This window comes from Stenotrophomonas rhizophila (genome assembly GCF_007667275.1).
GTDB lineage: Bacteria > Pseudomonadota > Gammaproteobacteria > Xanthomonadales > Xanthomonadaceae > Stenotrophomonas > Stenotrophomonas maltophilia_AE.
Map to the genome: position 1 here is coordinate 1131600 of NZ_VDQT01000001.1, position 21392 is coordinate 1152991.

Here is a 21392-nt window from a genome sequence, read left to right on the forward strand (position 1 = left end):
CCGCGCCCGACCCGCATCACCGACGCGGCGGGTCCGCGCCCGACCCGCATCACCGACGCGGCGGGTCCGCGCCCGACCCGGATCACCGACGCAGCGGGTCCGCGCCCGACCCGTATCACCCACACGGCGGGTCCGCGCCCGACCCGGATCACCGACGCGGCGGATCCGCGCCCGACCCGCATCACCGACGCGGCGGGTCCGCGCCCGACCCGCATCACCGACGCGGCGGGCATGGCGCCGGTAGGGTCGGTTCCCAAACGACTGCACTGAACTCGTCTACGTGCGACGAACGCATGACGTTTCCCCGAGGCTAACGCTGTCTACCGCGCTGCCGGCCTGGGAGCGTCGGCACGGACGGCAAGCATCGCGTCCACCTTGCGGCCGTCTTCCAAACTCAAACGCAACGGCACCTGCCCGCCCTTCGCAAGCGGCACTTCCGGCTGCATCAACATCAGGTGCAGGCCGCCGGGCTTCAACGCTACACTCGATCCCGGCGCGATCGGCAGCCGCTCCACCGCACGCATGCGACTGACGCCGTCGACCAGCGTGGTTTCGTGCAGCGACACATCGCCGAACGCCTTGCTGCCCGCAGCCACCACCGCCACCGGCGCCTTGCAGCCGTTGTGGATCACGCCGTACCCGGCCGCCATGGGTGCACTGCCCGGCGGCAACCGCACCCAGCCCTCGCGCACCGTCACACACGACGCCTCCGCCGCTGTGGCCGATGCTGCGGCCGCACACATCGCCAACAATACGCACACGAATGGTTTGGTTATCATCGCCTCAGTTCCCTGCCCGCAACGAGACCGCAGCATGACGACGCTTATCGAGGTGATCAACCATGGCCCCATCCGCGAGCTGCGGCTGGCCCGCCCGCCGGTCAATGCGCTGGACACCGAGCTGTGCCGTCAGCTGATCCACGAGGTGGAGCTGGCCATGGCCGAGGACGCGCACGGGATCATCCTCTCTGGCAGCGAACGCATCTTCACCGGCGGCATGGACGTGCCGCACCTTCTGTCGCACGGCGAGGACAAGCACAAGCTGCTGGACAGCTGGAACGCGTTCTTCGGCGCGGTGCGCACCATCGCGCAGAGCCGCATTCCGGTGGTGGCCGCGCTGACCGGGCACGCCCCGGCCGGTGGCTGCGTGTTGGCGCTGTGCTGCGATTACCGGGTGATGGCGCGCAGCGTGGATCCGGCCAAGCCGTATGGGATCGGGTTGAACGAGGTGCAGGTAGGGCTGGTGGCGCCGGAGGGCATCCAGCGCCTGCTGCGCCGCGTGGTCGGTCCGCACCGGGCCAGCGTGCTGCTGACCACCGGCGCGCTGGTGCCGGCCGAGCAGGCGCTGCAGATCGGGTTGGTGGACGAGCTGGCCGACGGCGACCAGGTGGTGCCGCGGGCGTTGGCCTGGCTGCAGCGGCTGCTGGCGCAGCCGCGCCAGCCGATGCTGCTGACCCGCGCTACCGCCCGTATGGACCTGCATGAGGCGCTGGACCCGGAGCTGATCCAGCTGCACCGGTTCGTCGAGGCCTGGTTCGCGCCGGATGCGCAGAATGCCCTGCACGCGTTGGCGACGCGGCTGGGGAAGGGGTGAAAGCCCGGCGCCGGGCGCCGCCGCACGACCAACGGTCGTGCGCTACCCCGGTCGAACGACCAACGGTCGTGCGTCACCCCGGCCTGACGGCCTACGGTCGTGCGTCACCCCGGTCGAACGGCCTACGGTCGTGCGTCACCCCGGTAGGTGCCGACCGTTGGTCGGCACACCGCCCGGCTATAATCGGCGCCTGCTCCCTATTGGCCCCGTCCCTTGAACGACACGCACGAACCCGTCGTTTCCGAGCTGATCGACCTGCTCACGCTCGAGCGCCTGGAAGACAACCTGTTCCGCGGCCAGAGCCGCGACATCGGCACCAAGTACGTTTTTGGTGGACAGGTCCTGGGCCAGGCATTGTCGGCGGCGCAGGCCACGGTGGACAACGGTCGCCACGTGCATTCGCTGCACGCCTACTTCCTGCGCGCGGGCAACATCGACCACCCCATCGTCTACGACGTGGACCGCACCCGCGACGGTGGCAGTTTCTCGGTGCGCCGGGTCACCGCGATCCAGCACGGCAAGGTGATCTTCTTCTGCGCGGCCTCGTTCCAGCAGGCCGAGAGCGGCGCCGAGCACCAGCACAAGATGCCCGAAGTACCGCAGCCGGAAGACATCGAACCGAATCGCCCGCTGCCGCCGGAAGTGCTTGAGCGCCTGCCGATCAAGGTGCAGCGCTGGCTGTCGCGCGGCGGTCCGTTCGAGTTTCGCCACGTCTATCCGCGCGATGAGCTGCACCCGCCCAAGCGCCCGCCCTACCACCAGGTGTGGCTGCGCCTGAATGAAACGGTGGGCGATGCGCCCGAACTGCACCAGGCGCTGCTGGCCTATGCGTCGGACTTCCATCTGCTCGGCACCGCAACCTTCCCGCACGGCATCAGCTATTACCAGCCGCACGTGCAGATGGCCTCGCTGGACCATGCGATCTGGTTCCATCGCCCGTTCCGCGCCGACGACTGGCTGCTGTATTCGCTGGACAGCCCCAGCGCGCAGGATTCGCGCGGGCTGGCGCGCGGCCAGTTCTTCACCCGCAACGGCATCCTCGTTGCCAGCACCGCGCAGGAAGGATTGATCCGCGTGGTGGATGACAGTGCCGCGGCCGCCGCCGTACCGGCCAAGGAATAATTCGATATGCGCCAGATCTTCACCAGCCAGCGCGTGGAAACCGTGGAAGGCGTGGCCCAGCTGCTGCGCGATGCCGGCATCGAGGTGCGCATCACCAACGGCCGTTCGTACCACAGCAAGCGCGGCAGCCAGTTCAGTTACCTGGACACCAGCAAGGCCAGCACCCACCCGACCCTGTGGGTGGTGCATGCCAACGACCAGCCGCGCGCGCGCGAAATCCTGCGCGACGCCCGCCTGCTGGAAACCACCCGCCGCGACCATCCCACCGCCGAATTCGCCTTCCGCGACCAGGTCGACGACGTGGCCCCGCGCCGCAACTGGGCCTGGCGCATCCGCATCGGCCTGCTGCTGGTCATCGCCGCGGTCGCCATGGTGGTGATGATGCGCCACCGCAGCGCCCCGACGGCTGCGCCGGTGCCGACGCAACAGGCACAGCCCCAGGCCCCGGCAGCCGAACCGGCGCCTGCGCAGGAAGAAGAAGAGGTCCGGGTTCGGATCACACCTCCCACCCAACAACCGTGAGCCGACACGACGTATCCGGATCTCCCTGCGCCCGTATCTGACGTATCCGGATCTCCATGCGCACGTAAAAATCCGTAGTGCCGACTGTTAGTCGGCAACCGCGCGCCAGCGCGGCCCAAACGTCCGAAGACCGGCCGGCACCCTGCCGATCGCGTTTCCGGGGTTCAATCGATCCGAAGACGTCCGCAAGGCGGTCACATTCCCCGCTCCATCCCGTCATGATGTCACCACCCACCGGGACCGACGCCATGACCACGCTGCTGCTCGACACGCTGGACCGCGACCTGCCTGCCGCCGCTGGCGGCTGCCAGCAGTCGTACGGCCGGATCGTGCAGGCCTGCCAGAACACGGTGACCGCCATCGCGCTGGCGATCACGCGCGACGTGCAGGCCAGCGAGGACATCGCCCAGGAAGCCTTCATCAAGGCCTGGCAGCAGCTCAACCAGCTCAACAGCCCGGCCAGCTTCCTGCCCTGGCTGCGCCAGATCACCCGCAACCTGGCCCGCGACTGGCTGCGCGCCAACCGCGGTCGCCCGCTGTCGGGCGAGGCCGCCGAGATCGCGATCAGCATGGCGGCAGACCCCGGCCCGAGCGCGCCCGATTACCTGCAGCGGGTGGAAGAAGAACTGGCCGCCGAAGAGATCATCTCGGCGCTGCCCGAAGACAGCCGCGAGACCCTGCTGCTGTATTACCGCGAAGGCCAGCGTTCGCAGCAGGTGGCCGATCTGCTCGGGCTGAGCGATGCCGCGGTACGCAAGCGCCTGTCACGCGCGCGGGCCAGCGTGCGCGAGGAAATGCTGCGCCGGTTCGGCGAGTTCGCCCGCGGCAGTGCGCCGAGTGCGGCGTTTGCCACCACCGTGGTGTCGATGGTGATGGTGGCCGCGCCCGGCACCGCGAGTGCGGCGATCCTCTTCGGCACCAGCGTGGGTGTCGGTGGCGGCAAGCTCGGGCTGGGCGGCGCCAGCGTGTCCGGTGGCGCGGCGATGGGGTCGCTGGGCGCTGCCGCCAGCCAGACCCCCCTCGTCGGCCCGGGCATGGGCTGGAGCGTGGTGGTTGGCGCGATGGTGGGCGGTGTCCTCGGCAGCTACCTCGCCGGTCGCTACCTGCTCTGCTATACCGAAACGCCGACCGAGCGCGCGGCGGTGATGCGCTTCGTGCACTACAGCACCCTCACCGCGATGGCGTGCTGCATGACCGTGCTGCTGCTGACCCTGCTGCACGCGCCCCCGTACTGGGGACTGATTGCAATGGTGGTGGGCACCGGCCTGGTGAACTATCAGTTGATGGTGCCGCTGGAGCGGATCATGGCCCCAATGATCGCGCGCGATGCGGCGCGGAAGGGGCGCGCTGGACCGAGCTGGGTGTACCAGTCGACGTATGGACGGCCCGCATTGCTGGTGACCAACCTGGTGGTGATCGGGATGGTGCTGGCGATGGCGCGCACGCACGGGGTGCTTTGAGGGATGACGAAAAAGCGCCGGGCAGAGCCCGGCGCGATGTTGGTTGATCAAGCGTTTGCGTGGTTGACGGGCAGAGCCCGGCACTACGTCAGCGCGGCTTCTGCGGCATCGGCGGCTTGGCGCCACGCGGGCCACCGAACGGGCCCTTCGCCGCATCGAACTCGACCTTGCTCAGCTGGCCGTCCTTGTTGGTGTCGGCGGCGGCGAACCAGGCGTCACGGTGCTGCTTCATGCCCAGCTCGCGGTCGGTCTTGTCCAGGTAACCGTCCTTGTTGACGTCCATCTGGTCGAATCGGGCCGCCAGGCGCGGGTCGGCCTTGGCTTCGTCACGGCTGATCCGGCCGTCCTTGTTCGCGTCCAGCTTCTCCAGGCGCTCATGCCCACCCGGGCCACGACCGTGGTGCTTGCCGTGCCAGCGTGGCAGTTCCTCGCGGGACAGCTTGCCGTCCTTGTTGGTGTCCAGGCTGTCGAACTTCTCGGCCAGGCGCGGCGCCTTGGCGGCTTCGGTACGGTCGACGAAACCATCGCCGTTGGTGTCCAGCGTCGCGCGGGCCGGCTTGGCGGGCGTGGCCGGGGTATCGGCGGCCGCCGCCAGGCCGGCAGCGCCGGTGGTCATCAGCAGGGCCAGCAGCAGAAGGGGTTTGCGGTTGCGCATGGGTCACTCCGGGTGTTTGGGGGAATCCGCGTGCGGTGCGTTGGCACCCACGGGAGAGAAAACGCCCGGGCGTGGCCGGCGTTGACAGCGCGCCCGGCTGCGTTAATCCGGCAGACAGTCGCGGCGCCTGCGACGCCCCGGCGCTATGCTGTGGGCATGGCGATCCACACCGACCGCGACGACGAGCTGCGCCTGTTCCAGACCGGGGACCACCCCTGCGGCTACTGGCCGGAACGGGCTGCGCGCGACCTGGTGCTGGACCCGCACGACCAGCGCCTGGGCACGCTCTACCCCATGGCGCTGAGCTGGGGCTTCCGCCGTTCCGGCGACCTGGTCTATCGCCCGCACTGCGCCAACTGCCACGCCTGCGTGTCGGTGCGCGTGCCGGTGGCACGCTTCGCCCCGGACCGCAGCCAGCGGCGCTGCCTGGCGCGCAACGACGACCTGGAAGTCCGCATCGTCGCCGCCGAACAGACCGACGAGCAGTTCGCCCTGTACCACCGCTACCTGACCCACCGCCACGCCCAGGGCGGCATGGACGAACACGGTCCGCATGAATTCGACCAGTTCCTGATCGGGCAGTGGTCGCAGGGCCGCTTCCTGGAGATCCGCGGCCCGGCCGTGGACGGCCACCGTGGCCCGCTGCTGGCGGTGGCGGTCACCGACGTCACCCCCACCGGGCTGTCGGCGGTCTATACCTTCTTCGACCCCGAACACGCCCATCGCGGGCTGGGCACCTTCGCCATCCTGCAGCAGATCGCCTGGGCGCGGCGCGAGCAGCTGCCGCACCTGTACCTGGGCTACTGGATCCGCAACCACCGCAAGATGGACTACAAGCGCCGCTTCCGCCCGCTGGAGGCCTACGACGGCCGCCGCTGGCACGAGTTCGACGACGCCCGCGACGGCATTTGACCCGCCATTGCAACGCGCGCTTGTGCAGAATAGCGGGATGAAAGCCCATCCCCTGATCCTTGCCCTGGCCCTGCTCTGCGGCGCCTGCGCCCACTCCCCGACCCAGACCGCCGCCATGCCGGATGCCACCGCCGCACCGTTGCGGATCGCCACCTACAACACCTCGCTGTACAGCGATGAGACCGGCGGCCTTATCGCCGAGCTCGAAGGCGACAGCGCCCACGCGCGCAAGATCGCCGCCGTGCTGCAGCGGGTGCGCCCGGACCTGGTGCTGCTCAACGAATTCGACTTCGACGACGCCCACCGCGCCGCCGACCTGTTCCAGCAGCGTTACCTGGACGTCGCCCAGCCCGGCGGCGGTGAACCGCTGCACTTCGCCTACCGCTACCTGGCCCCGGTCAACACCGGCGTGCAGAGCGGCCTGGACCTGGACAACAACGGGCAGATCGGCGGCGACGGCCGCAACCGTGGCAACGACGCCTGGGGCTACGGCCTGCACCCGGGCCAGTACGGCATGCTGGTGCTGTCGCGCTATCCCATCGATGAAGCCAAGGTGCGCAGCTTCCAGCTGTTGAAGTGGAGCACCCTGCCCGGCGCCCTGCGCCCGATCGACCCGCGTACCGGCACATCCTTCTACAACGACCACGTCTGGTCGCAGCTGCGGCTGTCGTCCAAGTCGCATTGGGACGTGCCGGTGCGCACCCCCAACGGCGTGGTCCACGCGCTGGTCTCGCACCCCACCCCGCCGGTGTTCGACGGCCCGGAAAAGCGCAACGCCGCGCGCAACCATGACGAACTGCGGCTGTGGCAGGAGTACCTGTCGGCCGGCGACAAGCCCTGGCTGTGCGACGACCGCGGCCAGTGCGGCGGCCTCGCCCAGGACGCACGCTTCGTCATCCTCGGCGACCTCAACAACGACCCGGTGGACGGCGACGGTCGCCACGAAGCGATTGTCGAACTGATCGAAAACGCGCGCGTGCTGCGTTACCCGACCCCGCGCAGCGTGGGTGCCGAACAGACCAGCCTGGCCTATGCCGAAAAGGGCATCGTGCGGAAGGGTGCGCCGTTCCACGCCACCGGCGATTTCGGCCCGAAGTCCGGCACCATGCGCCTGGATTACGTGCTGCCGTCGGTGGGTTTCGAGTACGTCGGCAGCGGTGTGTTCTGGCCGGCCAATGAAAGCCCGGAGGCGAAGATTGCCGATGGCAGCGACCACCACCTGGTGTGGGTGGACGTGCGGTAAGAGCGTATCGACCAACGGTCGATACCTACCGGGGTGATGATTGCAATGCGTTATCGGGTGTTGGGGGGGTGAGGGCGGTCGTCTGGCGACCGACCCTACCGAACCAGCCGCGTCGAAGAACGTGCAACGCATGCCCTTCGTTCCGATCCGCGCAATCCATCGGGGGCGGCCGGCGGGTAGCCCCCGGAGGGACGCTAGAAAACATGGATGTTTTCTAGCAGCCTACAAGGACGTACTTGCGGCGTGTCCCGGAGCGGGGCTGCCCGACGGCCGCCCCAGCACGTAGAAACAAAGACGCCAACGCTTTACGCGCGCAACTCGATCGAAATCGCTTCCGCCGCCTCGCGCGCGGTCTTGCGTGCGTCGTCGATGGTTTCACCACGCGCCAGCGTCACACCCACCCGCCGGTGCCCATGCACGCTCGGCTTGCCGAACAGGCGCAGCGCAGTGTCAGGATGCGCCAGCGCCGCCTCGACGTTGCTGAAGACCGGTACGCCCTCGCCGTGCGCCAGCATCGCGCACGATGCCGACGGGCCGCTCTGGCGGATCAGCGGAACCGGCAGCCCGAGGATCGCCCGCGCATGCAGCGCGAACTCGCTCAGCTCCTGCGACGCCAGCGTCACCAGCCCGGTGTCGTGCGGTCGCGGCGATACCTCGCTGAACCACACCTCGTCGCCCTTCACGAACAGCTCCACCCCGAACAGGCCCCAGCCGCCCAGGTCATCGGTGATTGCCTGCGAAATCCGCTCGGCCCGCGCCAGCGCCGCCGGCGACATCGGCTGCGGCTGCCAGCTCTCGCGGTAATCCCCGTCCTTCTGCCAATGCCCGATCGGCGCACAGAACGACGTCCCGCCCGCATGCCGCACCGTCAACAGCGTGATCTCGTAATCGAAGTCGATGAACCCTTCCACGATGCAGCGGCCCGCACCCGCACGACCGCCGGTCTGCGCATACTCCCAGGCCGGCGCGATGTCCGCCTCGCTGCGCAGCGTGCTCTGGCCCTTGCCCGACGACGACATCACCGGCTTGACCACGCACGGCAGCCCGATCGCCGCCACCGCCGCCCGGTACTCCGCTTCCGTGTCCACGAAACGGTACGGCGACGTCGGCAGCTCCAGCGTTTCCGCCGCCAGGCGCCGGATCCCCTCGCGGTCCATGGTCAGCCGCGCCGCCCGTGCCGTCGGCACCACCCGTTGCCCGGTTTCCTGCTCCAGCTGGACCAGCGTCTCGGTATGGATCGCCTCGATCTCCGGCACGATCAGGTGCGGCTGTTCCTCCGCGATCAACGCCCGCAGCGCCATCGCGTCCAGCATGTCGATCACGTGCGAACGGTGCGCCACCTGCATCGCCGGCGCGTTGGCATAGCGGTCCGCCGCGATCACCTCCACCCCCAGCCGCTGCAGTTCGATCGCCACCTCCTTGCCCAGTTCGCCCGAGCCCAGCAGCAGGACACGGGTAGCGGAGGGAGACAGCGGGGTGCCAAGGGTGATCATCATGGAGTTCCGGACAACAGAGCGGGAGGGGAATTGTAGAGCCGCGCCGCATGACCCGCGTGCGCCTGTGCGATGAACGCGTCGCCAGGCGCCCGTGAATGGCCGCGTCGTTCTGATGATCGCTTCAGGGGGGGAGAAGATGCCGGGCAGCACTTGCAAACCTGATATCAAATTGATATCACTATTGGAAACCCACCCGCAAAGGATGCCCAACCATGAAAGAAAAGCCCGTCCCCTCCCTCTCCGGCATCCCCTTCCTGCTGGCCGTGCTGGCCCTGCTGGTGGTCGCCGCATGGCTGTTCTTCTCCGGCATCGAGCGCGGCAACGTCAACCTGCTGCTGGTCCTCGGCGGCGTGCTGCTTGGCCTCCTCGCCCTGTTCAGCCTGACCGGCCTGTATACCGTGCAGCCCAACCAGGCTGCCGTGCTGAGCCTGTTCGGCAAATACGTCGGCACCGTCAAGGACAACGGCCTGCGCTGGAACAACCCCTTCTTCAGCAAGAAGAAGGTCAGCCAGCGCGTGCGCAACTTCGAAAGCGGCAAGCTCAAGGTCAACGAACTGGATGGCAGCCCGATCGAAATCGCCGCCGTCATCGTCTGGCAGGTCGTCGACGCCTCCGAAGCCGTCTACAACGTGGACGACTACGAAAGCTTCGTGCACATCCAGTCCGAATCGGCCCTGCGCGCCATGGCCACCAGCTACCCCTACGACCAGCACGAAGATGGCCAGCTGTCGCTGCGCAGCCATGCCGCCGAGATTTCACAGCACCTCAAGGATGAACTGGCCGAACGCCTGGCCGACGCCGGCGTGCAGGTCATGGACGCCCGCATCAGCCACCTTGCCTACGCCCCCGAGATCGCCCAGGCCATGCTGCAGCGGCAGCAGGCCAACGCCGTGATCGCCGCGCGCACGCGCATCGTCGCCGGTGCCGTGGGCATGGTCGAAATGGCGCTGAACGAACTGCAGAAGAACAACGTGGTGCAGCTGGATGAAGAGCGCAAGGCGCAGATGGTGGGCAACCTGCTCACCGTGCTGTGCTCCGACCGCGGCACCCAGCCGATCGTCAACGCTGGTTCGTTGTACTAAGCATGAGCGACAAGAAAGCCTACCCGCTGCGCATCAATGCCGACGTACTGGCGGCGGCGCAACGCTGGGCCGACGACGAGCTGCGCAGCCTCAACGCGCAGATCGAATACGTGCTGCGCGACGCATTGCGCAAGGCTGGACGCCTTCCCAAACCCGCACCTGATCCGGAGAGCAAGGAATGAGCAAGCGCTGGAGCTATCTCACCGTGGAAGTGAAACCCTCGTGGACCGGCCTGAAGCCGGAGGACCTGCAGGCCGAGCTCAACCGCCAGGGCCAACTCGGCTGGGAGCTGGTGAACGTGCTGCAGGGCACCCCGATGGGCGTGGCATTGCTGTTCTTCAAGAAGGAGCTCTGACATGCCGCACTGGAGGAGCCTCCTGATCGCAGTGGCGCTGTCGACCGCCACCTGGGCGGCCAGCGCGGCCAGCCCCGAGCAGACCGCCCACCAGCTGCTGGAGCGGCTGCAGGCCGGTGACATGACCGGTGCCGAAGCCATGTTCACCCCGGACATGGCCAAGGCCGCGCCGGCCGCGTCGCTGCAGGCGCTCTGGCAGTCGCTGGGAACCGTGCAGAAAAGCGGCAAGGCCCGGGTGGTCGAACAGCAGGGGATGCAGATCGTCGTGCAGCCGCTGCAGGTTGCTTCAGGCCCGGTCAATGCGGTCATCGCCGTGGATGCGCAGGGACGCGTGGCCGGGCTGTCGCTGCAGCCTCCCGCCGCGCCGGCCGCAGCACCGCCGGCCGACGCCCGCTACAGCGAACGCGAGCTGCAGATCGAGGCCGGCAAGGGTCCGTTGCCGGCAACCCTGACCGTGCCGAACGGCGCCGGCCCGTTCCGCGCAGTCGTACTGGTGCATGGTTCGGGACCGCTCGACCGCAACGAGACCGTCGGCCCCAACCGGCCGTTCCTGGACGTGGCGCGTGGACTGGCCGCGCAGGGCATCGCCGTGCTGCGCTATGAAAAGCGCACCCGCGCGCGCCCGCAGGATTTCCGCGGCGACTTCACCATGGATGACGAAACCACCGACGACGCGGTGGCGGCCGTCGCCCTGCTGGCACGGACGCCGGGCATCGATCCCAAGCACGTCTACGTCATGGGGCACAGCCAAGGCGGCATGCTGGCCCCGCGCATCGCCGCGCGTTCCGGCAAAGTCGCGGGGCTGGTGTTGTGGTCGGCACCGGCACGTTCGCTGCTGACCCTGCTGCCCGAGCAGAACCGCTATCTGTTCAACCTGGATGGCCAGATCAGCGCCGACGAGCAGGCGGCACTGGATCGCCTGGACGCGCAGATCGCCAGCGTGCGCGGCACCGCCGCAGTGGAGGCGAAGGACCTGCCACTCGGCCAACCCGCCAGCTACTGGCGCGCATTCGACCCGATCGACCCGGTGGCCGATGCCAAGGCCTTGGCCCAGCCGATCCTGCTGCTGCAGGGCGGACGCGATTTCCAGGTGACCGATGCCGACTGGCAGCGCTGGCAGCGTGGCCTGACGGAAGGCCCGAAGGCGCGCTTCCATCGCTACCCGGCATTGAACCACCTCGGCATCGCCGGCGAAGGCCCGGGCTCGCTGCAGGAGTACGGCGTTGCCGGCACCGTCGCGACCGCATTGATCGACGATGTCGCTACCTGGATCAAGGCACAGCCATGAGCCGGCCGACCTCGACCCGCACCGGATTCGCGGTGGCGCCCGCGCCGATCTGGCGCGTGCTCTGGTTGTGGCTGCCGCTGTTGGGCGTAGCCGTGCTGCTGGTCGCCACCCACCTGCAGGAACAACGCACCCCGATGGACATGGCCATCACCGTGCCGTTCCTGCTGGCATTGGGCGGCGTGCTCAGCTGGGCGTTCTTCCGCCGCCGCATCGTGCTGGAAAACGGGGAACTGGTGGTGACCTCCACCTTCTACCGCCGCCGCACGGCGGTGTCGTCGCTGCAGCTGGACCAGGCACGTATCGTCGACTTGGCCGAGCACGCCCAGTTCAAGCCGGGCATGAAGATCAACGGGTTCGGCATGCCGGGGTTCCAGTCCGGCCACTACCGCCTGGGCAAGCGCAAGGCGTTCTGCCTGGTAACCGACGCCAGCCGCGTGCTGTACCTGCCGACGCGCGACGACCGGGTGCTGCTGCTCAGCCCCGAGCACCCGCGTGCCCTGCTGGATGCACTGAACGCGCAGGCCACGCGCTAAGCTGGGCACATGCGCCGTTACCCTGCCCTGCTGATCAACACCGCCGACATCGAACTATGGCCCGGCGGCCTGCTGCGCGCGCGCAGCAATGCCGACGCGCGTGCGTTGGCGAGGGCGCGCTGGGTGCTGCGGCGCAAGCGCGACGGCCAGTACCTGGCGGCCGCGACCGCGCACGGCCTGCTGCCGCTGGTCCCGCACCTGATGCGCGAACCGGGCGTCGAGGAAGCGCTGGATGCGCTCGACCAGGCGTTGCACGGCACGCAGCGCGGCCACGCCACCGATGTGGTGCTGCCGCTGAGCGGGCTCGAGCAGCGGCTGCAGGCGCTGGGCATTGATGCCGCGCGCTATGAGGACGATACCGGTCTGGCCCTGGAAGCCGAACCAGCGCGTCTGGCCCTGGCCGGCTTCGATTGTTACCGCCGGCCGCTGTGGCTACAGCCGGGCGCAGCGTTCGGCTGGCAGCGCATGCAGCAGCATGCCGCCCGCGACGGCGTGGTGCTGGAGGCGATCTCCGGCTACCGCAGCCACGACTACCAGCTGGGCATCTTCGCGCGCAAACGTGCACGGGGATTGGCGGTGGCTGACATCCTGCAGGTGAACGCCGCGCCGGGCTACAGCGAACACCACAGCGGGCGGGCGCTGGATATCAGCAGCCCCGGCGAGCCACCGGCCGAAGAGAGCTTCGAGGGAACAGCCGCGTTCGTTTGGCTGACGGCAAATGCGGCAACGCACGGGTTCCGGCTGAGCTACCCCCGCGACAACCCGCACGGCATCGTCTACGAACCCTGGCACTGGTACTGGCACGCCCGGTAGAGCCACGCCCTGCGTGGCTGCGCGGTATCCGGGTGGTTCGCAGCCACGCAGGGCGTGGCTCTACCGGGGTGTCCGCCGGAAAGGCTGTAGCGCAACCATACATCTGCCGTTAAGCTTCGCAGAACCATCAAGGAAGCGTCGTCATGGAAGACCAGAGCCCGTACCAGGCCAGCCGGGCGACGCCCAGCGCCGTGCGTACCGACCGCCGCGATGAGGCCCCGCGCGCGATCACCAGCCCCATCATGCACATGTGGGTCCTGCTGGCGCTGGGGGCCGTGCTCACCGGCTTCGGTACGGCAGTACTACTGCTGACCAACCCGCGCGACAACATGTTCCTGCTGGCCGTGATGGGTGTGTCGTTCGCGTTTTATGCCGGTGCCGCCTTCGGGGTATACAAGCGCAGCCGTGTCGTGGCGTGCATGGCCTTGGCGATGTCCGCCGTGGGCGGACTGGGCACGCTGCTCAACATCGCCAATGGCCAGGGCACCTTGTCCGGCGTCGGCTTTACGGCGGTGCTCCTGTTCGTCAGCATTCGCGGCACCCTCGCCACCTTCCGTTACCACCGCCACCTGCGCGACGTGCGCAGCCGCCCGCCGCGCCCGCGCATCAGCGATGATCCGGCATTCGCGCCGAAGGTCGACATCCTCGGGTAGAGCCACGCCCTGCGTGGCTGCCTCACCCCTGCGAACGGTTCGTCGCGGCCTTCGGCGTTTCGCTGAAATCGGCTATCCGCCACAGATACAGGCTGGCATAGGTCCGGTAAGGCCCCCACTTCTCGCCGCGAAGCGCAAGCTCTTTCGGGGTGGGCATCGCCTCGGCCTTGTCCACCCGTTGCGCCCCCCTGCGCACGCCCAGGTCGTCGATCGGCAGGATATCCGGGCGGCCGAGCCGGAACATCAGCATCATCTCCACCGTCCAGCGGCCGATGCCGCGGATCGGCACCAGCGCGTCGATGATCGCGTCATGCGGCATCACCGACATGCGCCGCAGGTCGGGAATCTCACCGGCCGCCTCGCGCCGTGCCAGGTCGCGCAGTGCCAGCGCCTTGTTGCCGGACACCCCGCACACGCGCAGGCCGGGATCGTCGATGCGCGCCAGCGTGTCCGCGTGCAGGCGCGTACTGCCGATGGCCGCTTCCACCCGTCCCACGATCGTCGACGCCGCCTTGCCGCTGAGCTGCTGGAACAGGATCGCGCGGGCCAGCGCGTCGACCGGGTCGAAACTGCGCGCCCAGCCCGGGGGCGCGTCGATCGGCCCCAGCCGTTTCATCCACGCGCCCAGCCGGCGGTCGCGCCGCGACAGCCAGTCGTGCGCCTGTTCCACGTCGAAACCGCGCCGGAAGCGGGGCATGTCAGCGCCTCAGCGCGTTGAAGCCGTAAACCACCCAGCCCAGCATCAGCGCGGTGCCGCCCACCGGGGCCAGCCCGGTGCTGAACCCCCACAGCGCACCCACGACCAGGCTGCCGGCAAACAGCAGCGTGCCCAGCAGCAGCACGTACAGCGCCAGCCTGCCCACCCCGTTCTGCTGGGTTGGGCCCAGTACCGCCAGCGCCACGCCATGCCCGAAGGCGAACAACGCGGCGGTGTTGACGTGCGACTGCGCCAGCGGTTCGCTGATGCCGTGCGAAGCATAGGCCGACAGGCCCACCGCGGCGGCAGCCAGCAGCCCGCCCAGGCAGGCCAGCAGCGAAGGTCTACGCGCGCGTCGTTCCAGGTTGAGCATGCTGCATCCTCCAAAAAAAAACGCGCCGCAGGAAGCGGCGCGTTTTCTGTTCTGCGTTACATCAGGGCAACCGTCGGATTACTTCACGGCCCAGTAGATGTCGTAGGTCGCTTCCGGCGTGAACGACTTCTCCACGCCCGCGTTCCAGGACTCGTACGGACGGTCGATCACTTCGTTGCCACCGGTCACCGACCAGGCGCGCAGGGCGTTGCGGGCGATGTCCAGGCCAGCCATGTGGCCGGTGTACTTCGCATGCGCGCTGCGGTGCGGTGCGGCGTGCACGTACTTGACCGGGGCGCCACCGTCGATCTTCACCGTCAGCGGTTCAGCCGAAGCGCCGTCGGTGCCCTTCTTCTTGACCGGCTGGGCCACGTCGAAGGCGTACTTTTCCTGGCCGAAGTCGGTGGTGATGATGCGGAACGGACCGGCGGCTTCGAGGTCATTGGCCTCCATCACGCGCTTGATCCACTCCTGGTTGTCCTTGATCGACTTGGTGATGGTCGCTTCGCCACGGTCCACGTTACCGGCGGTGACCACCAGCAGGTCTTCGGCCGGGACATCGACGATGGCCAGGTCGGTCAGCGGGGCTTCGGCGGTGCGGTAGTCGACGTTCGGCACGGTGGCCAGCATGTTGGCCATGCGCGACAGACCCAGCTTCAGGTCGTCACCGACGTGACGGCTCACGTACAGGCCGGCGTAGCGGCCGAACAGGTTGAAGCCGTACTTGACGCTGTAGTCCTGGCTGATCTTGACGTTGCGGCCACCCTTGCCGGTCGGCTCGAGGGTGAAGGTCGTCGACTTGTCGTGACCCTTGGTTTCGTCTTCGATGGCGATGGCGACGCGCTTGTTCGGCTCGGACTCGGTGATCACCCAGCTGCCCTGGCCCAGCGACGGTTCCTTGGACGAGTAGTCCAGGCGTGCGCCGACGCCGGCGGCGGGGCCGGAGTGCTTCAGTTCAACGGCGGGATCGCGCAGGACGAGCGGGTTCCAGTCCTTGAAGCGGCGCAGGCTGTTGACCGTGTCGTACACGATCGTCATCTTGCGGTTGGTCTCGATGCTTTCGGTAATGTGTCGCTCGCCCGGCAGCACAACGCCAATGATGACGAACAGGCCAGCCACGATCCCCAAGGCGATCAGGAACTCGATAATACGGGTCATTCAGGAGTCTCCGGGGCCGATCCCACGGCCGGGTTGATTGAAGCGAAGCGCCAATCCTAGCAGGCTTCGCGGGTGTTATGGATCAGGATTGGCGCACCGGTTTCCATACCGGCAGCGGTTTGCGAAGGGCAAGGAGCGGAAAGATAGCGCATCGCGTGGGCCCGCATGTGTCCGTGAGCGATATTTATTTGCCGGTTTCGGCAATTGGGCCCGCCGCGACTCCCGCAGCCCTTGCGCCACAACACTTTCAACTGGCGTTCATTTTCAAGTCACGGACCTCCTCACACCAGCTGCAGCTCGAAGGCCTTCAGCACCGCGCGGGTGCGGTCGCGCACGCCGAGCTTGGACAGGATGTTGGAGACATGGTTCTTGATCGTGCCCTCGGCCACGCCCAGCGAATTGGCGATCTCCTTGTTGGAGAAACCGCTGGCCATCAGGCGCAGGATCTCGGTCTCGCGGTCGGTCAGCGGGTCCGGCCGGTCCAGGCTCACGAACTCGTTGCGCATGTGTTCCAGGCCCGACAGCAGGCGCTGGGTCACCGCCGGCTGGACCAGCGAGCCGCCCTCGGCCACGGTACGGATGGCACCGACCAGCTGCTCCAGGGTCACGTCCTTGAGCAGGTAACCCTTGGCGCCGGCCTTGAGCCCGGCCAGCACCAGCTGGTCGTCGTCGAAGGTGGTGAGGATGATGGTCGGCGGCAGCTGGTTGAGCCGGGACAGCATCTGCAGCGCCTCCAGCCCGGACATCACCGGCATGCGCATGTCCATCAGCACCACGTCCGGGCGTACCCCGGGGATCAGCTCGACGGCCTGGCGCCCGTCGGCCGCCTCGGCCACCACCTCGATCCCGTCATCCAGTGCCAGCAGCGAGCGGATCCCCTGCCGCACCAGGGTTTGGTCGTCGACCAGGCAGACGCGAATCATCAACGCACTCCTTCCAGGATGGCACCCAGCATCAGCACTGGCACGCCGGGGACCGAGGCGCGCAGGCGGAAGCCCTGGCCCCGATGGGTTTCAATCTGCAGCTCTCCGCCGCATTGTTGCAGGCGTTCGCGCATGCCGCGCAAGCCATTGCCGATCACGATGCCGTCGGCACCCACCCCGTCGTCGTACGCCTGCACCACCACCTGACCCGGCGGCTCGCGCTGCACCTGGATCCACAGGTTGCGCGCGCGGGCATGGCGCACCGCGTTGGTGATGATTTCCTGGGTGCAGCGCAGCAGCACGTGGGCCTGTTCAGGGTCCTCCACGCTCAGCGGTTCCTCGATGTCCAGGTGGATGACCAGCGAGGGCACCTGTTCGGTCAGCGGCCGCAGGGCCGCGGCCAGGTCGATGGCGCCGCTGTCGCGCAGCTGGCTGACCGCCTCGCGCACGTCGGTCAGCAGCAGCTTGGCCAGGGTATGCGCCTGGTGCACGTGCTCCTGGGCCTGGCCTTCGGTGATGTGCCCGGCCACTTCCAGGTTGAGGCTCAGCGCGGTCAGGTGGTGGCCCAGCAGGTCGTGCAGTTCGCGCGAGATGCGGGTGCGCTCGTTGACCCGGGCGCTCTCGGCGAGCAGCACGCGGGTGGCGCGCAGTTCGGTATTGAGCCGGCGCTGCTCTTCGCGGGCGTCGGTCTGCTGCCGGGCAACCAGGCTGGTCACGAAGATGAACATGGAGAAGCCGCCGTACAGCAGCGACTGCATCACCGCCTCGAACAGCGAAAACGGCAGGAACAGGTAGTACACCGGGGCGACCGCGAGCTGGCTGACCAGCAGCCAGATCACCCCGAACCGGGCCGGCAGCATCCACGGGATGACCCCGGCCGCGACCATCATCAGGATGCTGCCAAGCCCGGAGCCGCTCAGGAAGCTCACCCCCAGCGCGGAAATGGTCAGCAGGACCAGAATGGCGCGGTCGTACCAGGCCGAATGGCCGCCGCCGTCGCGCAGGCCACGGGTCAGCCACAGGTAGCCGCCGCCGAAGGCCAGGTAGGCCACGAACAGCAGCACGGTCGGCAGGTCGAGCCCGCCCCCGCGCCGGACCAGCGCCTCGTACTGGGAATACACCAACGGCAAGCCCAGCATGACCCAGGTAAACAGGCCGGCCAGTCGCAGTACTCGGGTTTGGCTGAGGTATCCCAACATGCACGCATCTTAGGCTGAACCTGTGCCGCTGGACCCGGACATAAGTCATGCCTGGCCCGTGCCCTGCCCGCCCACACATGTAATAATCGACCGCAGGGCCCTGCGAGGGGCCAACCGCGTTACCCCACGGAGTCACAATGTCGATTGTCATCCGCGACGTGCGCGAGCACGAGCTCGATTCCGTCCTGGCCCTGAACAACAACGCCGGCCTGGCCATCCTTCCGCTGGATGCCGCCCGCCTGCGCCTGTTCTTCGATACCGCTGAATATTTCCGCGTCGCCGAGCGCGACGGCAACCTGGCCGGCTTCCTGATCGGCTTCGGCAGCGACAGCCAGCACGACAGCAGCAACTTCGCCTGGTTCCAGCAGCACCTGACCCGGAAATTCTTCTACATCGACCGCATCGTGGTGGCCAGCCGCCGCCGTGGCGGTGGTGTGGGCCGTGCGTTCTACGCCGATGCGCAGAGCTACGCCGAACTGCGCTACCCGCAGCTGACCTGCGAAGTGTTCCTGGACCACGGTGCCGATGCGGCGCTGCTGTTCCATGGCAGCTTCGGCTTCCGCGAGGTCGGGCAGAACAACATGCCGCACGTGGACGTGCGCGCCAGCATGCTGCTCAAGGACCTGTGCAGTTACCAATGGGTGCACGACACCTACGGCGACACGCTGCCCGACGTGCCCTGGGTGGGCCACCGTCGCGAACTGCAGCGCGCGCCTCGACCGACGGGGACCTGAAGTGGCGGCGAACATGGATTTTGAACAGGCCGGTGAACTGAAGATCGGCCAGGTGGGTATCGCCAACCTGCGCATCCGTACCCTCGATGTGGAACGCCTTACCCGTGAAATGCACGACCGCGTGGCCCGCGCGCCGAAGCTGTTCGGGCGCGCCGCGGTGATCCTGGACTTCGGCGGTTTGAGCCAGATGCCGGACGTGGCCACGGCGCAGGCGCTGCTCGACGGGCTGCGCAGCGCCGGCGTGCTGCCGGTGGCCCTGGCGTACGGCAGCAGCGATACCGACCTGCTCTCGCAGCAGCTCGGCCTGCCGCTGCTGGCCAAGTTCCGCGCGCAGTACGAACGCGCCGACGCGGAACCGGCGGCCGTCGCGCCGCCCCCGCCGCCCGCGCCGGAACCGGCCCGCCGCGCGCATGCCGCCGCCCCGGCCACGGCCACGGCCGCACCGGTCGCCAGCGGCGGGGCGCCGCAGCCCGGCCGCATGCAGACCAGCAACGTGCGCTCCGGCCAGCAGCTGTATGCCGAGAACTGCGACCTGACGGTCATGGCCACGGTCGGCGCCGGTGCCGAGGTGATCGCCGACGGCAGCATCCATATTTACGGTACGCTGCGGGGCCGTGCCCTGGCGGGTGCCCAGGGCAATACCACGGCGCGCATTTTCTGCCGTGACTTCCACGCTGAACTGGTCGCCATTGCCGGCCACTACAAGGTACTGGACGATGTTCCGGACACCCTGCGCGGCAAGGCCGTGCAGGTGTGGCTGGAAAACGACCAGATCAAGATCGCTGCGCTGGACTGAGCCAGTGCACCAACAGAATCATCAGGAGAAGTCCTTTGGCTGAAATCATCGTAGTCACTTCCGGCAAGGGTGGCGTCGGCAAGACCACTTCCAGCGCAAGCCTGGCCTGCGGCCTGGCACGCCAGGGCAAGAAGGTGGCGGTGATCGACTTCGACGTCGGCCTGCGCAACCTCGACCTGATCATGGGTTGCGAGCGGCGCGTGGTGTACGACTTCGTCAATGTCGTGCACGGCGAGGCCACGCTCAAGCAGGCCCTGATCAAGGACAAGCGCTTCGATAACCTGTACGTGCTGGCTGCTTCGCAGACCCGCGACAAGGATGCGCTGACCCAGGAAGGCGTGGGCAAGGTGCTCAAGGACCTGGCGGCGGACGGCTTCGATTACATCATCTGCGATTCGCCGGCCGGCATCGAGAAGGGCGCGTTCCTGGCGATGTACTTCGCCGACCGCGCGGTGGTGGTGGTGAATCCGGAAGTGTCGTCGGTGCGCGACTCGGACCGCATCATCGGCCTGCTGGATTCGAAGACGCACAAGGCCGAATCCGGCCAGAGCGTGCCGGCCTTCCTGCTGCTGACCCGCTACAGCCCGGTCCGCGTGGAGTCGGGTGAGATGCTGAGCATCACGGACGTGGAAGAGGTACTGGGCCTGAAGGCGATCGGCGTGATCCCGGAATCGGGCGATGTGCTGAACGCATCCAACAAGGGCGAACCGGTGATCCTGGACCCTGAGTCTCCCGCAGGCCAGGCATACGATGACGCCGTCGCACGCATCCTCGGGCAAGAGCGCCCGATGCGCTTCACAAACGTGGAAAAGAAGGGCTTCTTCAGCAAGCTGTTCGGAGGGTAAGCATGGGCCTGTTCGATTTCCTCAAGACGAAGAAGACCACCGCCGAAACGGCCAAGAACCGCCTGCAGATCATCATTGCGCAGGAACGCAGCCACCGTGGCGGCCCGGATTACCTGCCGCTGCTGCAGCGCGAGCTGCTGGAAGTGATCAAGAAGTACGTCAACATCGACGCCGACGCGGTCAAGGTGGACCTGGTCAAGGACGGCGAGCACGACGTGCTGGACATTTCGGTGGCACTGCCGGAAGGCCCGCAGCAACCCTGACCCGCCCTGCCCCTTCCTGCGGGAAGGGGCGCAAGACGCCCGCGCCATGACCGCCACCGCTGAAGCAGAACCGCAGGTCACCCGCGTGGGCGACATCGATTTCGACGCCGCCGCAACGTTGCTGGCCGGGCATGCGCTGCGCCTGCACCGGGTAGCCGACGGCGCGCCGATTCCCGGCAGTTACTGGGGCGAGCCCGAGGCGGGCATCATCGCCAGCGATGTGTACGTGCGCAACGACACGCCGGTGCACTCGATGCTGCACGAAGCCTGCCACCTGATCGTGCTGCCGCCCGAACGCCGCGCGCTGGTGCACACCGACGCGACCGATTCGGTCCCCGAAGAAGACGCCACCTGTTACCTGCAGATCGTGCTGGCCGGCCAGTTGCCCGGCGTAGGCAGCGCGCAGCTGATGACGGACATGGATGCCTGGGGCTACACCTATCGCCTCGGCTCCACGCGCGCCTGGTTCGAACAGGACGCCGAAGACGCAAAAGCCTGGCTGATCGAACGCGGCCTCCTCGCCGCGTAAAACGGCGTACGAGCCCACGCGTGCATGAGCGCGGTAGGGTCGGTCGTCAGACGACTGCCGATACCAACGATCAGCACGGCGACGCATCGCGCCTCGGCGGAAAAGCGCTCTCGACGGTTTTGCATCCACGCGTAAAGCGCTGGCTGTT

At 67.9% G+C, this 21392-nt stretch carries 27 protein-coding genes; 19 read left to right on the top strand and 8 right to left on the bottom strand.

Translation table 11 applies throughout. From position 1 onward, the window contains the following. The coding region (locus FSZ13_RS18360) for a hypothetical protein (protein WP_222116593.1) at window positions 1–270 on the top strand (270 nt) is incomplete at its 5' end. Window positions 271–320: 50 nt separating this feature from the next. Here FSZ13_RS18360 and FSZ13_RS04865 read toward each other — a convergent pair. Continuing rightward, on the bottom strand, window positions 321–779 hold the full coding sequence (locus FSZ13_RS04865) for a copper chaperone PCu(A)C (protein ID WP_145478552.1): 459 nt from the start codon (window positions 777–779) through the stop codon (window positions 321–323). 34 nt (window positions 780–813) lie between these two features. Here FSZ13_RS04865 and FSZ13_RS04870 point away from each other — a divergent pair, with 34 nt between their 5' ends. The 4 genes from FSZ13_RS04870 to FSZ13_RS04885 all read left to right on the top strand — a co-directional run bounded on the left by FSZ13_RS04870 (window position 814) and on the right by FSZ13_RS04885 (window position 4697). Beyond that, window positions 814–1593, top strand: coding sequence for an enoyl-CoA hydratase/isomerase family protein (locus FSZ13_RS04870; RefSeq protein WP_145478256.1), 780 nt, complete (start codon window positions 814–816; stop codon window positions 1591–1593). A 213-nt stretch (window positions 1594–1806) separates the two neighbouring features. Continuing rightward, the gene (tesB, locus tag FSZ13_RS04875; protein ID WP_145478257.1) at window positions 1807–2715 is read left to right on the top strand and encodes an acyl-CoA thioesterase II; all 909 of its coding nucleotides are present in this window, start codon (window positions 1807–1809) and stop codon (window positions 2713–2715) included. Window positions 2716–2721: 6 nt separating this feature from the next. Next, on the top strand, window positions 2722–3237 hold the full coding sequence (locus FSZ13_RS04880) for a putative signal transducing protein (protein ID WP_145478258.1): 516 nt from the start codon (window positions 2722–2724) through the stop codon (window positions 3235–3237). A gap of 248 nt (window positions 3238–3485) precedes the next feature. After that, complete coding sequence (locus FSZ13_RS04885; protein ID WP_145478259.1) at window positions 3486–4697, top strand: RNA polymerase sigma factor; 1212 nt, start codon at window positions 3486–3488, stop codon at window positions 4695–4697. A gap of 88 nt (window positions 4698–4785) precedes the next feature. Here the strand turns inward: FSZ13_RS04885 and FSZ13_RS04890 are convergent, their stop codons facing one another. Next, window positions 4786–5352: an EF-hand domain-containing protein gene (locus FSZ13_RS04890; RefSeq protein WP_145478260.1), complete on the bottom strand. Its 567-nt coding sequence runs from the start codon at window positions 5350–5352 to the stop codon at window positions 4786–4788. Window positions 5353–5508: 156 nt separating this feature from the next. Between FSZ13_RS04890 and FSZ13_RS04895 the strand changes: the two genes are divergently transcribed. Together FSZ13_RS04895 and FSZ13_RS04900 are read left to right on the top strand one after the other, a co-directional pair. Continuing rightward, a complete protein-coding gene (locus FSZ13_RS04895) occupies window positions 5509–6264 on the top strand; it encodes an arginyltransferase (RefSeq protein ID WP_145478261.1) in 756 nt (251 codons plus the stop codon). A 37-nt stretch (window positions 6265–6301) separates the two neighbouring features. After that, the gene (locus FSZ13_RS04900; protein ID WP_145478262.1) at window positions 6302–7507 is read left to right on the top strand and encodes an endonuclease/exonuclease/phosphatase family protein; all 1206 of its coding nucleotides are present in this window, start codon (window positions 6302–6304) and stop codon (window positions 7505–7507) included. Between the two features lie 305 nt (window positions 7508–7812). On the opposite strand, the gene purT is transcribed toward FSZ13_RS04900, so the two are convergent. Beyond that, the gene (gene purT / locus FSZ13_RS04905) at window positions 7813–9000 is read right to left on the bottom strand and encodes a formate-dependent phosphoribosylglycinamide formyltransferase (RefSeq protein WP_145478553.1); all 1188 of its coding nucleotides are present in this window, start codon (window positions 8998–9000) and stop codon (window positions 7813–7815) included. A gap of 215 nt (window positions 9001–9215) precedes the next feature. On the opposite strand from purT, the gene FSZ13_RS04910 reads away from it, so the two are divergent. From FSZ13_RS04910 to FSZ13_RS04940, 7 genes are all read left to right on the top strand, one after another. After that, window positions 9216–10085 (top strand): SPFH domain-containing protein, encoded by an 870-nt coding sequence (locus FSZ13_RS04910; protein WP_145478263.1) that lies wholly within the window; start codon window positions 9216–9218, stop codon window positions 10083–10085. Window positions 10086–10087: 2 nt separating this feature from the next. Beyond that, window positions 10088–10267, top strand: coding sequence for an Arc family DNA binding domain-containing protein (locus FSZ13_RS04915; protein WP_145478264.1), 180 nt, complete (start codon window positions 10088–10090; stop codon window positions 10265–10267). Continuing rightward, window positions 10264–10440: a DUF4177 domain-containing protein gene (locus tag FSZ13_RS04920; RefSeq protein WP_145478265.1), complete on the top strand. Its 177-nt coding sequence runs from the start codon at window positions 10264–10266 to the stop codon at window positions 10438–10440. The genes FSZ13_RS04915 and FSZ13_RS04920 overlap by 4 nt, the downstream gene beginning before the upstream one ends. Before the next feature lies 1 nt (window position 10441). Then, window positions 10442–11728 (top strand): alpha/beta hydrolase, encoded by a 1287-nt coding sequence (locus tag FSZ13_RS04925; protein ID WP_145478266.1) that lies wholly within the window; start codon window positions 10442–10444, stop codon window positions 11726–11728. Next, entirely contained in the window at window positions 11725–12261 is a 537-nt protein-coding gene (locus FSZ13_RS04930) for a PH domain-containing protein (RefSeq protein ID WP_145478267.1), read from the top strand. Before FSZ13_RS04925 ends, FSZ13_RS04930 begins: the two co-directional genes overlap by 4 nt. Window positions 12262–12270: 9 nt before the next feature. Next, complete coding sequence (locus tag FSZ13_RS04935) at window positions 12271–13074, top strand: M15 family metallopeptidase (protein ID WP_145478268.1); 804 nt, start codon at window positions 12271–12273, stop codon at window positions 13072–13074. A 143-nt stretch (window positions 13075–13217) separates the two neighbouring features. Further along, window positions 13218–13727, top strand: coding sequence for a hypothetical protein (locus FSZ13_RS04940; protein ID WP_145478269.1), 510 nt, complete (start codon window positions 13218–13220; stop codon window positions 13725–13727). A gap of 22 nt (window positions 13728–13749) precedes the next feature. On the opposite strand, the gene FSZ13_RS04945 is transcribed toward FSZ13_RS04940, so the two are convergent. The 5 genes from FSZ13_RS04945 to FSZ13_RS04965 all read right to left on the bottom strand — a co-directional run bounded on the left by FSZ13_RS04945 (window position 13750) and on the right by FSZ13_RS04965 (window position 18077). Beyond that, the gene (locus FSZ13_RS04945) at window positions 13750–14424 is read right to left on the bottom strand and encodes a DNA-3-methyladenine glycosylase family protein (protein WP_145478270.1); all 675 of its coding nucleotides are present in this window, start codon (window positions 14422–14424) and stop codon (window positions 13750–13752) included. Between the two features lies 1 nt (window position 14425). Beyond that, window positions 14426–14797, bottom strand: a complete 372-nt coding sequence (locus tag FSZ13_RS04950) for a DUF423 domain-containing protein (protein ID WP_145478271.1) — start codon at window positions 14795–14797, stop codon at window positions 14426–14428. Between the two features lie 78 nt (window positions 14798–14875). Then, complete coding sequence (locus FSZ13_RS04955) at window positions 14876–15955, bottom strand: SRPBCC family protein (protein ID WP_145478272.1); 1080 nt, start codon at window positions 15953–15955, stop codon at window positions 14876–14878. Between the two features lie 281 nt (window positions 15956–16236). Continuing rightward, window positions 16237–16878 carry a response regulator gene (locus FSZ13_RS04960; RefSeq protein WP_145478273.1) on the bottom strand — a complete coding sequence of 214 codons (642 nt, stop codon included), beginning with the start codon at window positions 16876–16878 and terminating at the stop codon, window positions 16237–16239. Continuing rightward, window positions 16878–18077, bottom strand: a complete 1200-nt coding sequence (locus tag FSZ13_RS04965) for a sensor histidine kinase (RefSeq protein ID WP_145478274.1) — start codon at window positions 18075–18077, stop codon at window positions 16878–16880. Before FSZ13_RS04965 ends, FSZ13_RS04960 begins: the two co-directional genes overlap by 1 nt. A 137-nt stretch (window positions 18078–18214) precedes the next feature. Here FSZ13_RS04965 and FSZ13_RS04970 point away from each other — a divergent pair, with 137 nt between their 5' ends. Genes FSZ13_RS04970 through FSZ13_RS04990 form a run of 5 tightly spaced genes read left to right on the top strand, consistent with a single transcriptional unit; the run spans window position 18215 to window position 21244 of the window. Then, on the top strand, window positions 18215–18811 hold the full coding sequence (locus tag FSZ13_RS04970) for a GNAT family N-acetyltransferase (RefSeq protein WP_145478275.1): 597 nt from the start codon (window positions 18215–18217) through the stop codon (window positions 18809–18811). A 13-nt stretch (window positions 18812–18824) separates the two neighbouring features. Then, window positions 18825–19607: a septum site-determining protein MinC gene (gene minC / locus FSZ13_RS04975; protein ID WP_145478276.1), complete on the top strand. Its 783-nt coding sequence runs from the start codon at window positions 18825–18827 to the stop codon at window positions 19605–19607. Between the two features lie 35 nt (window positions 19608–19642). Next, window positions 19643–20452, top strand: a complete 810-nt coding sequence (gene minD / locus FSZ13_RS04980) for a septum site-determining protein MinD (protein ID WP_145478277.1) — start codon at window positions 19643–19645, stop codon at window positions 20450–20452. Window positions 20453–20454: 2 nt separating this feature from the next. Next, complete coding sequence (gene minE / locus FSZ13_RS04985; RefSeq protein ID WP_068850125.1) at window positions 20455–20715, top strand: cell division topological specificity factor MinE; 261 nt, start codon at window positions 20455–20457, stop codon at window positions 20713–20715. Window positions 20716–20761: 46 nt separating this feature from the next. Beyond that, window positions 20762–21244, top strand: coding sequence for a hypothetical protein (locus tag FSZ13_RS04990; RefSeq protein ID WP_145478278.1), 483 nt, complete (start codon window positions 20762–20764; stop codon window positions 21242–21244). Window positions 21245–21392: the final 148 nt, after the last annotated feature.

Excerpts from the sequence above, each read along its gene's own strand:
- FSZ13_RS04940 (WP_145478269.1), top strand. The coding sequence starts at position 13,218 with ATGGAAGACCAGAGCCCGTACCAGGCCAGCCGGGCGACGCCCAGCGCC.
- FSZ13_RS04885 (WP_145478259.1), top strand. The coding sequence starts at position 3,486 with ATGACCACGCTGCTGCTCGACACGCTGGACCGCGACCTGCCTGCCGCC.
- FSZ13_RS04900 (WP_145478262.1), top strand. The coding sequence starts at position 6,302 with ATGAAAGCCCATCCCCTGATCCTTGCCCTGGCCCTGCTCTGCGGCGCC.
- FSZ13_RS04945 (WP_145478270.1), bottom strand. The coding sequence starts at position 14,424 with ATGCCCCGCTTCCGGCGCGGTTTCGACGTGGAACAGGCGCACGACTGG.
- FSZ13_RS04870 (WP_145478256.1), top strand. The coding sequence starts at position 814 with ATGACGACGCTTATCGAGGTGATCAACCATGGCCCCATCCGCGAGCTG.
- FSZ13_RS04935 (WP_145478268.1), top strand. The coding sequence starts at position 12,271 with ATGCGCCGTTACCCTGCCCTGCTGATCAACACCGCCGACATCGAACTA.
- FSZ13_RS04865 (WP_145478552.1), bottom strand. The coding sequence starts at position 779 with ATGATAACCAAACCATTCGTGTGCGTATTGTTGGCGATGTGTGCGGCC.
- FSZ13_RS04925 (WP_145478266.1), top strand. The coding sequence starts at position 10,442 with ATGCCGCACTGGAGGAGCCTCCTGATCGCAGTGGCGCTGTCGACCGCC.
- FSZ13_RS04915 (WP_145478264.1), top strand. The coding sequence starts at position 10,088 with ATGAGCGACAAGAAAGCCTACCCGCTGCGCATCAATGCCGACGTACTG.
- FSZ13_RS04890 (WP_145478260.1), bottom strand. The coding sequence starts at position 5,352 with ATGCGCAACCGCAAACCCCTTCTGCTGCTGGCCCTGCTGATGACCACC.
- purT (WP_145478553.1), bottom strand. The coding sequence starts at position 9,000 with ATGATCACCCTTGGCACCCCGCTGTCTCCCTCCGCTACCCGTGTCCTG.
- FSZ13_RS04970 (WP_145478275.1), top strand. The coding sequence starts at position 18,215 with ATGTCGATTGTCATCCGCGACGTGCGCGAGCACGAGCTCGATTCCGTC.
- minC (WP_145478276.1), top strand. The coding sequence starts at position 18,825 with ATGGATTTTGAACAGGCCGGTGAACTGAAGATCGGCCAGGTGGGTATC.
- FSZ13_RS04960 (WP_145478273.1), bottom strand. The coding sequence starts at position 16,878 with ATGATTCGCGTCTGCCTGGTCGACGACCAAACCCTGGTGCGGCAGGGG.
- FSZ13_RS04920 (WP_145478265.1), top strand. The coding sequence starts at position 10,264 with ATGAGCAAGCGCTGGAGCTATCTCACCGTGGAAGTGAAACCCTCGTGG.
- FSZ13_RS04910 (WP_145478263.1), top strand. The coding sequence starts at position 9,216 with ATGAAAGAAAAGCCCGTCCCCTCCCTCTCCGGCATCCCCTTCCTGCTG.
- FSZ13_RS04930 (WP_145478267.1), top strand. The coding sequence starts at position 11,725 with ATGAGCCGGCCGACCTCGACCCGCACCGGATTCGCGGTGGCGCCCGCG.
- FSZ13_RS04950 (WP_145478271.1), bottom strand. The coding sequence starts at position 14,797 with ATGCTCAACCTGGAACGACGCGCGCGTAGACCTTCGCTGCTGGCCTGC.
- FSZ13_RS04895 (WP_145478261.1), top strand. The coding sequence starts at position 5,509 with ATGGCGATCCACACCGACCGCGACGACGAGCTGCGCCTGTTCCAGACC.
- FSZ13_RS04955 (WP_145478272.1), bottom strand. The coding sequence starts at position 15,955 with ATGACCCGTATTATCGAGTTCCTGATCGCCTTGGGGATCGTGGCTGGC.
- FSZ13_RS04990 (WP_145478278.1), top strand. The coding sequence starts at position 20,762 with ATGACCGCCACCGCTGAAGCAGAACCGCAGGTCACCCGCGTGGGCGAC.
- minE (WP_068850125.1), top strand. The coding sequence starts at position 20,455 with ATGGGCCTGTTCGATTTCCTCAAGACGAAGAAGACCACCGCCGAAACG.
- FSZ13_RS04880 (WP_145478258.1), top strand. The coding sequence starts at position 2,722 with ATGCGCCAGATCTTCACCAGCCAGCGCGTGGAAACCGTGGAAGGCGTG.
- FSZ13_RS04965 (WP_145478274.1), bottom strand. The coding sequence starts at position 18,077 with ATGTTGGGATACCTCAGCCAAACCCGAGTACTGCGACTGGCCGGCCTG.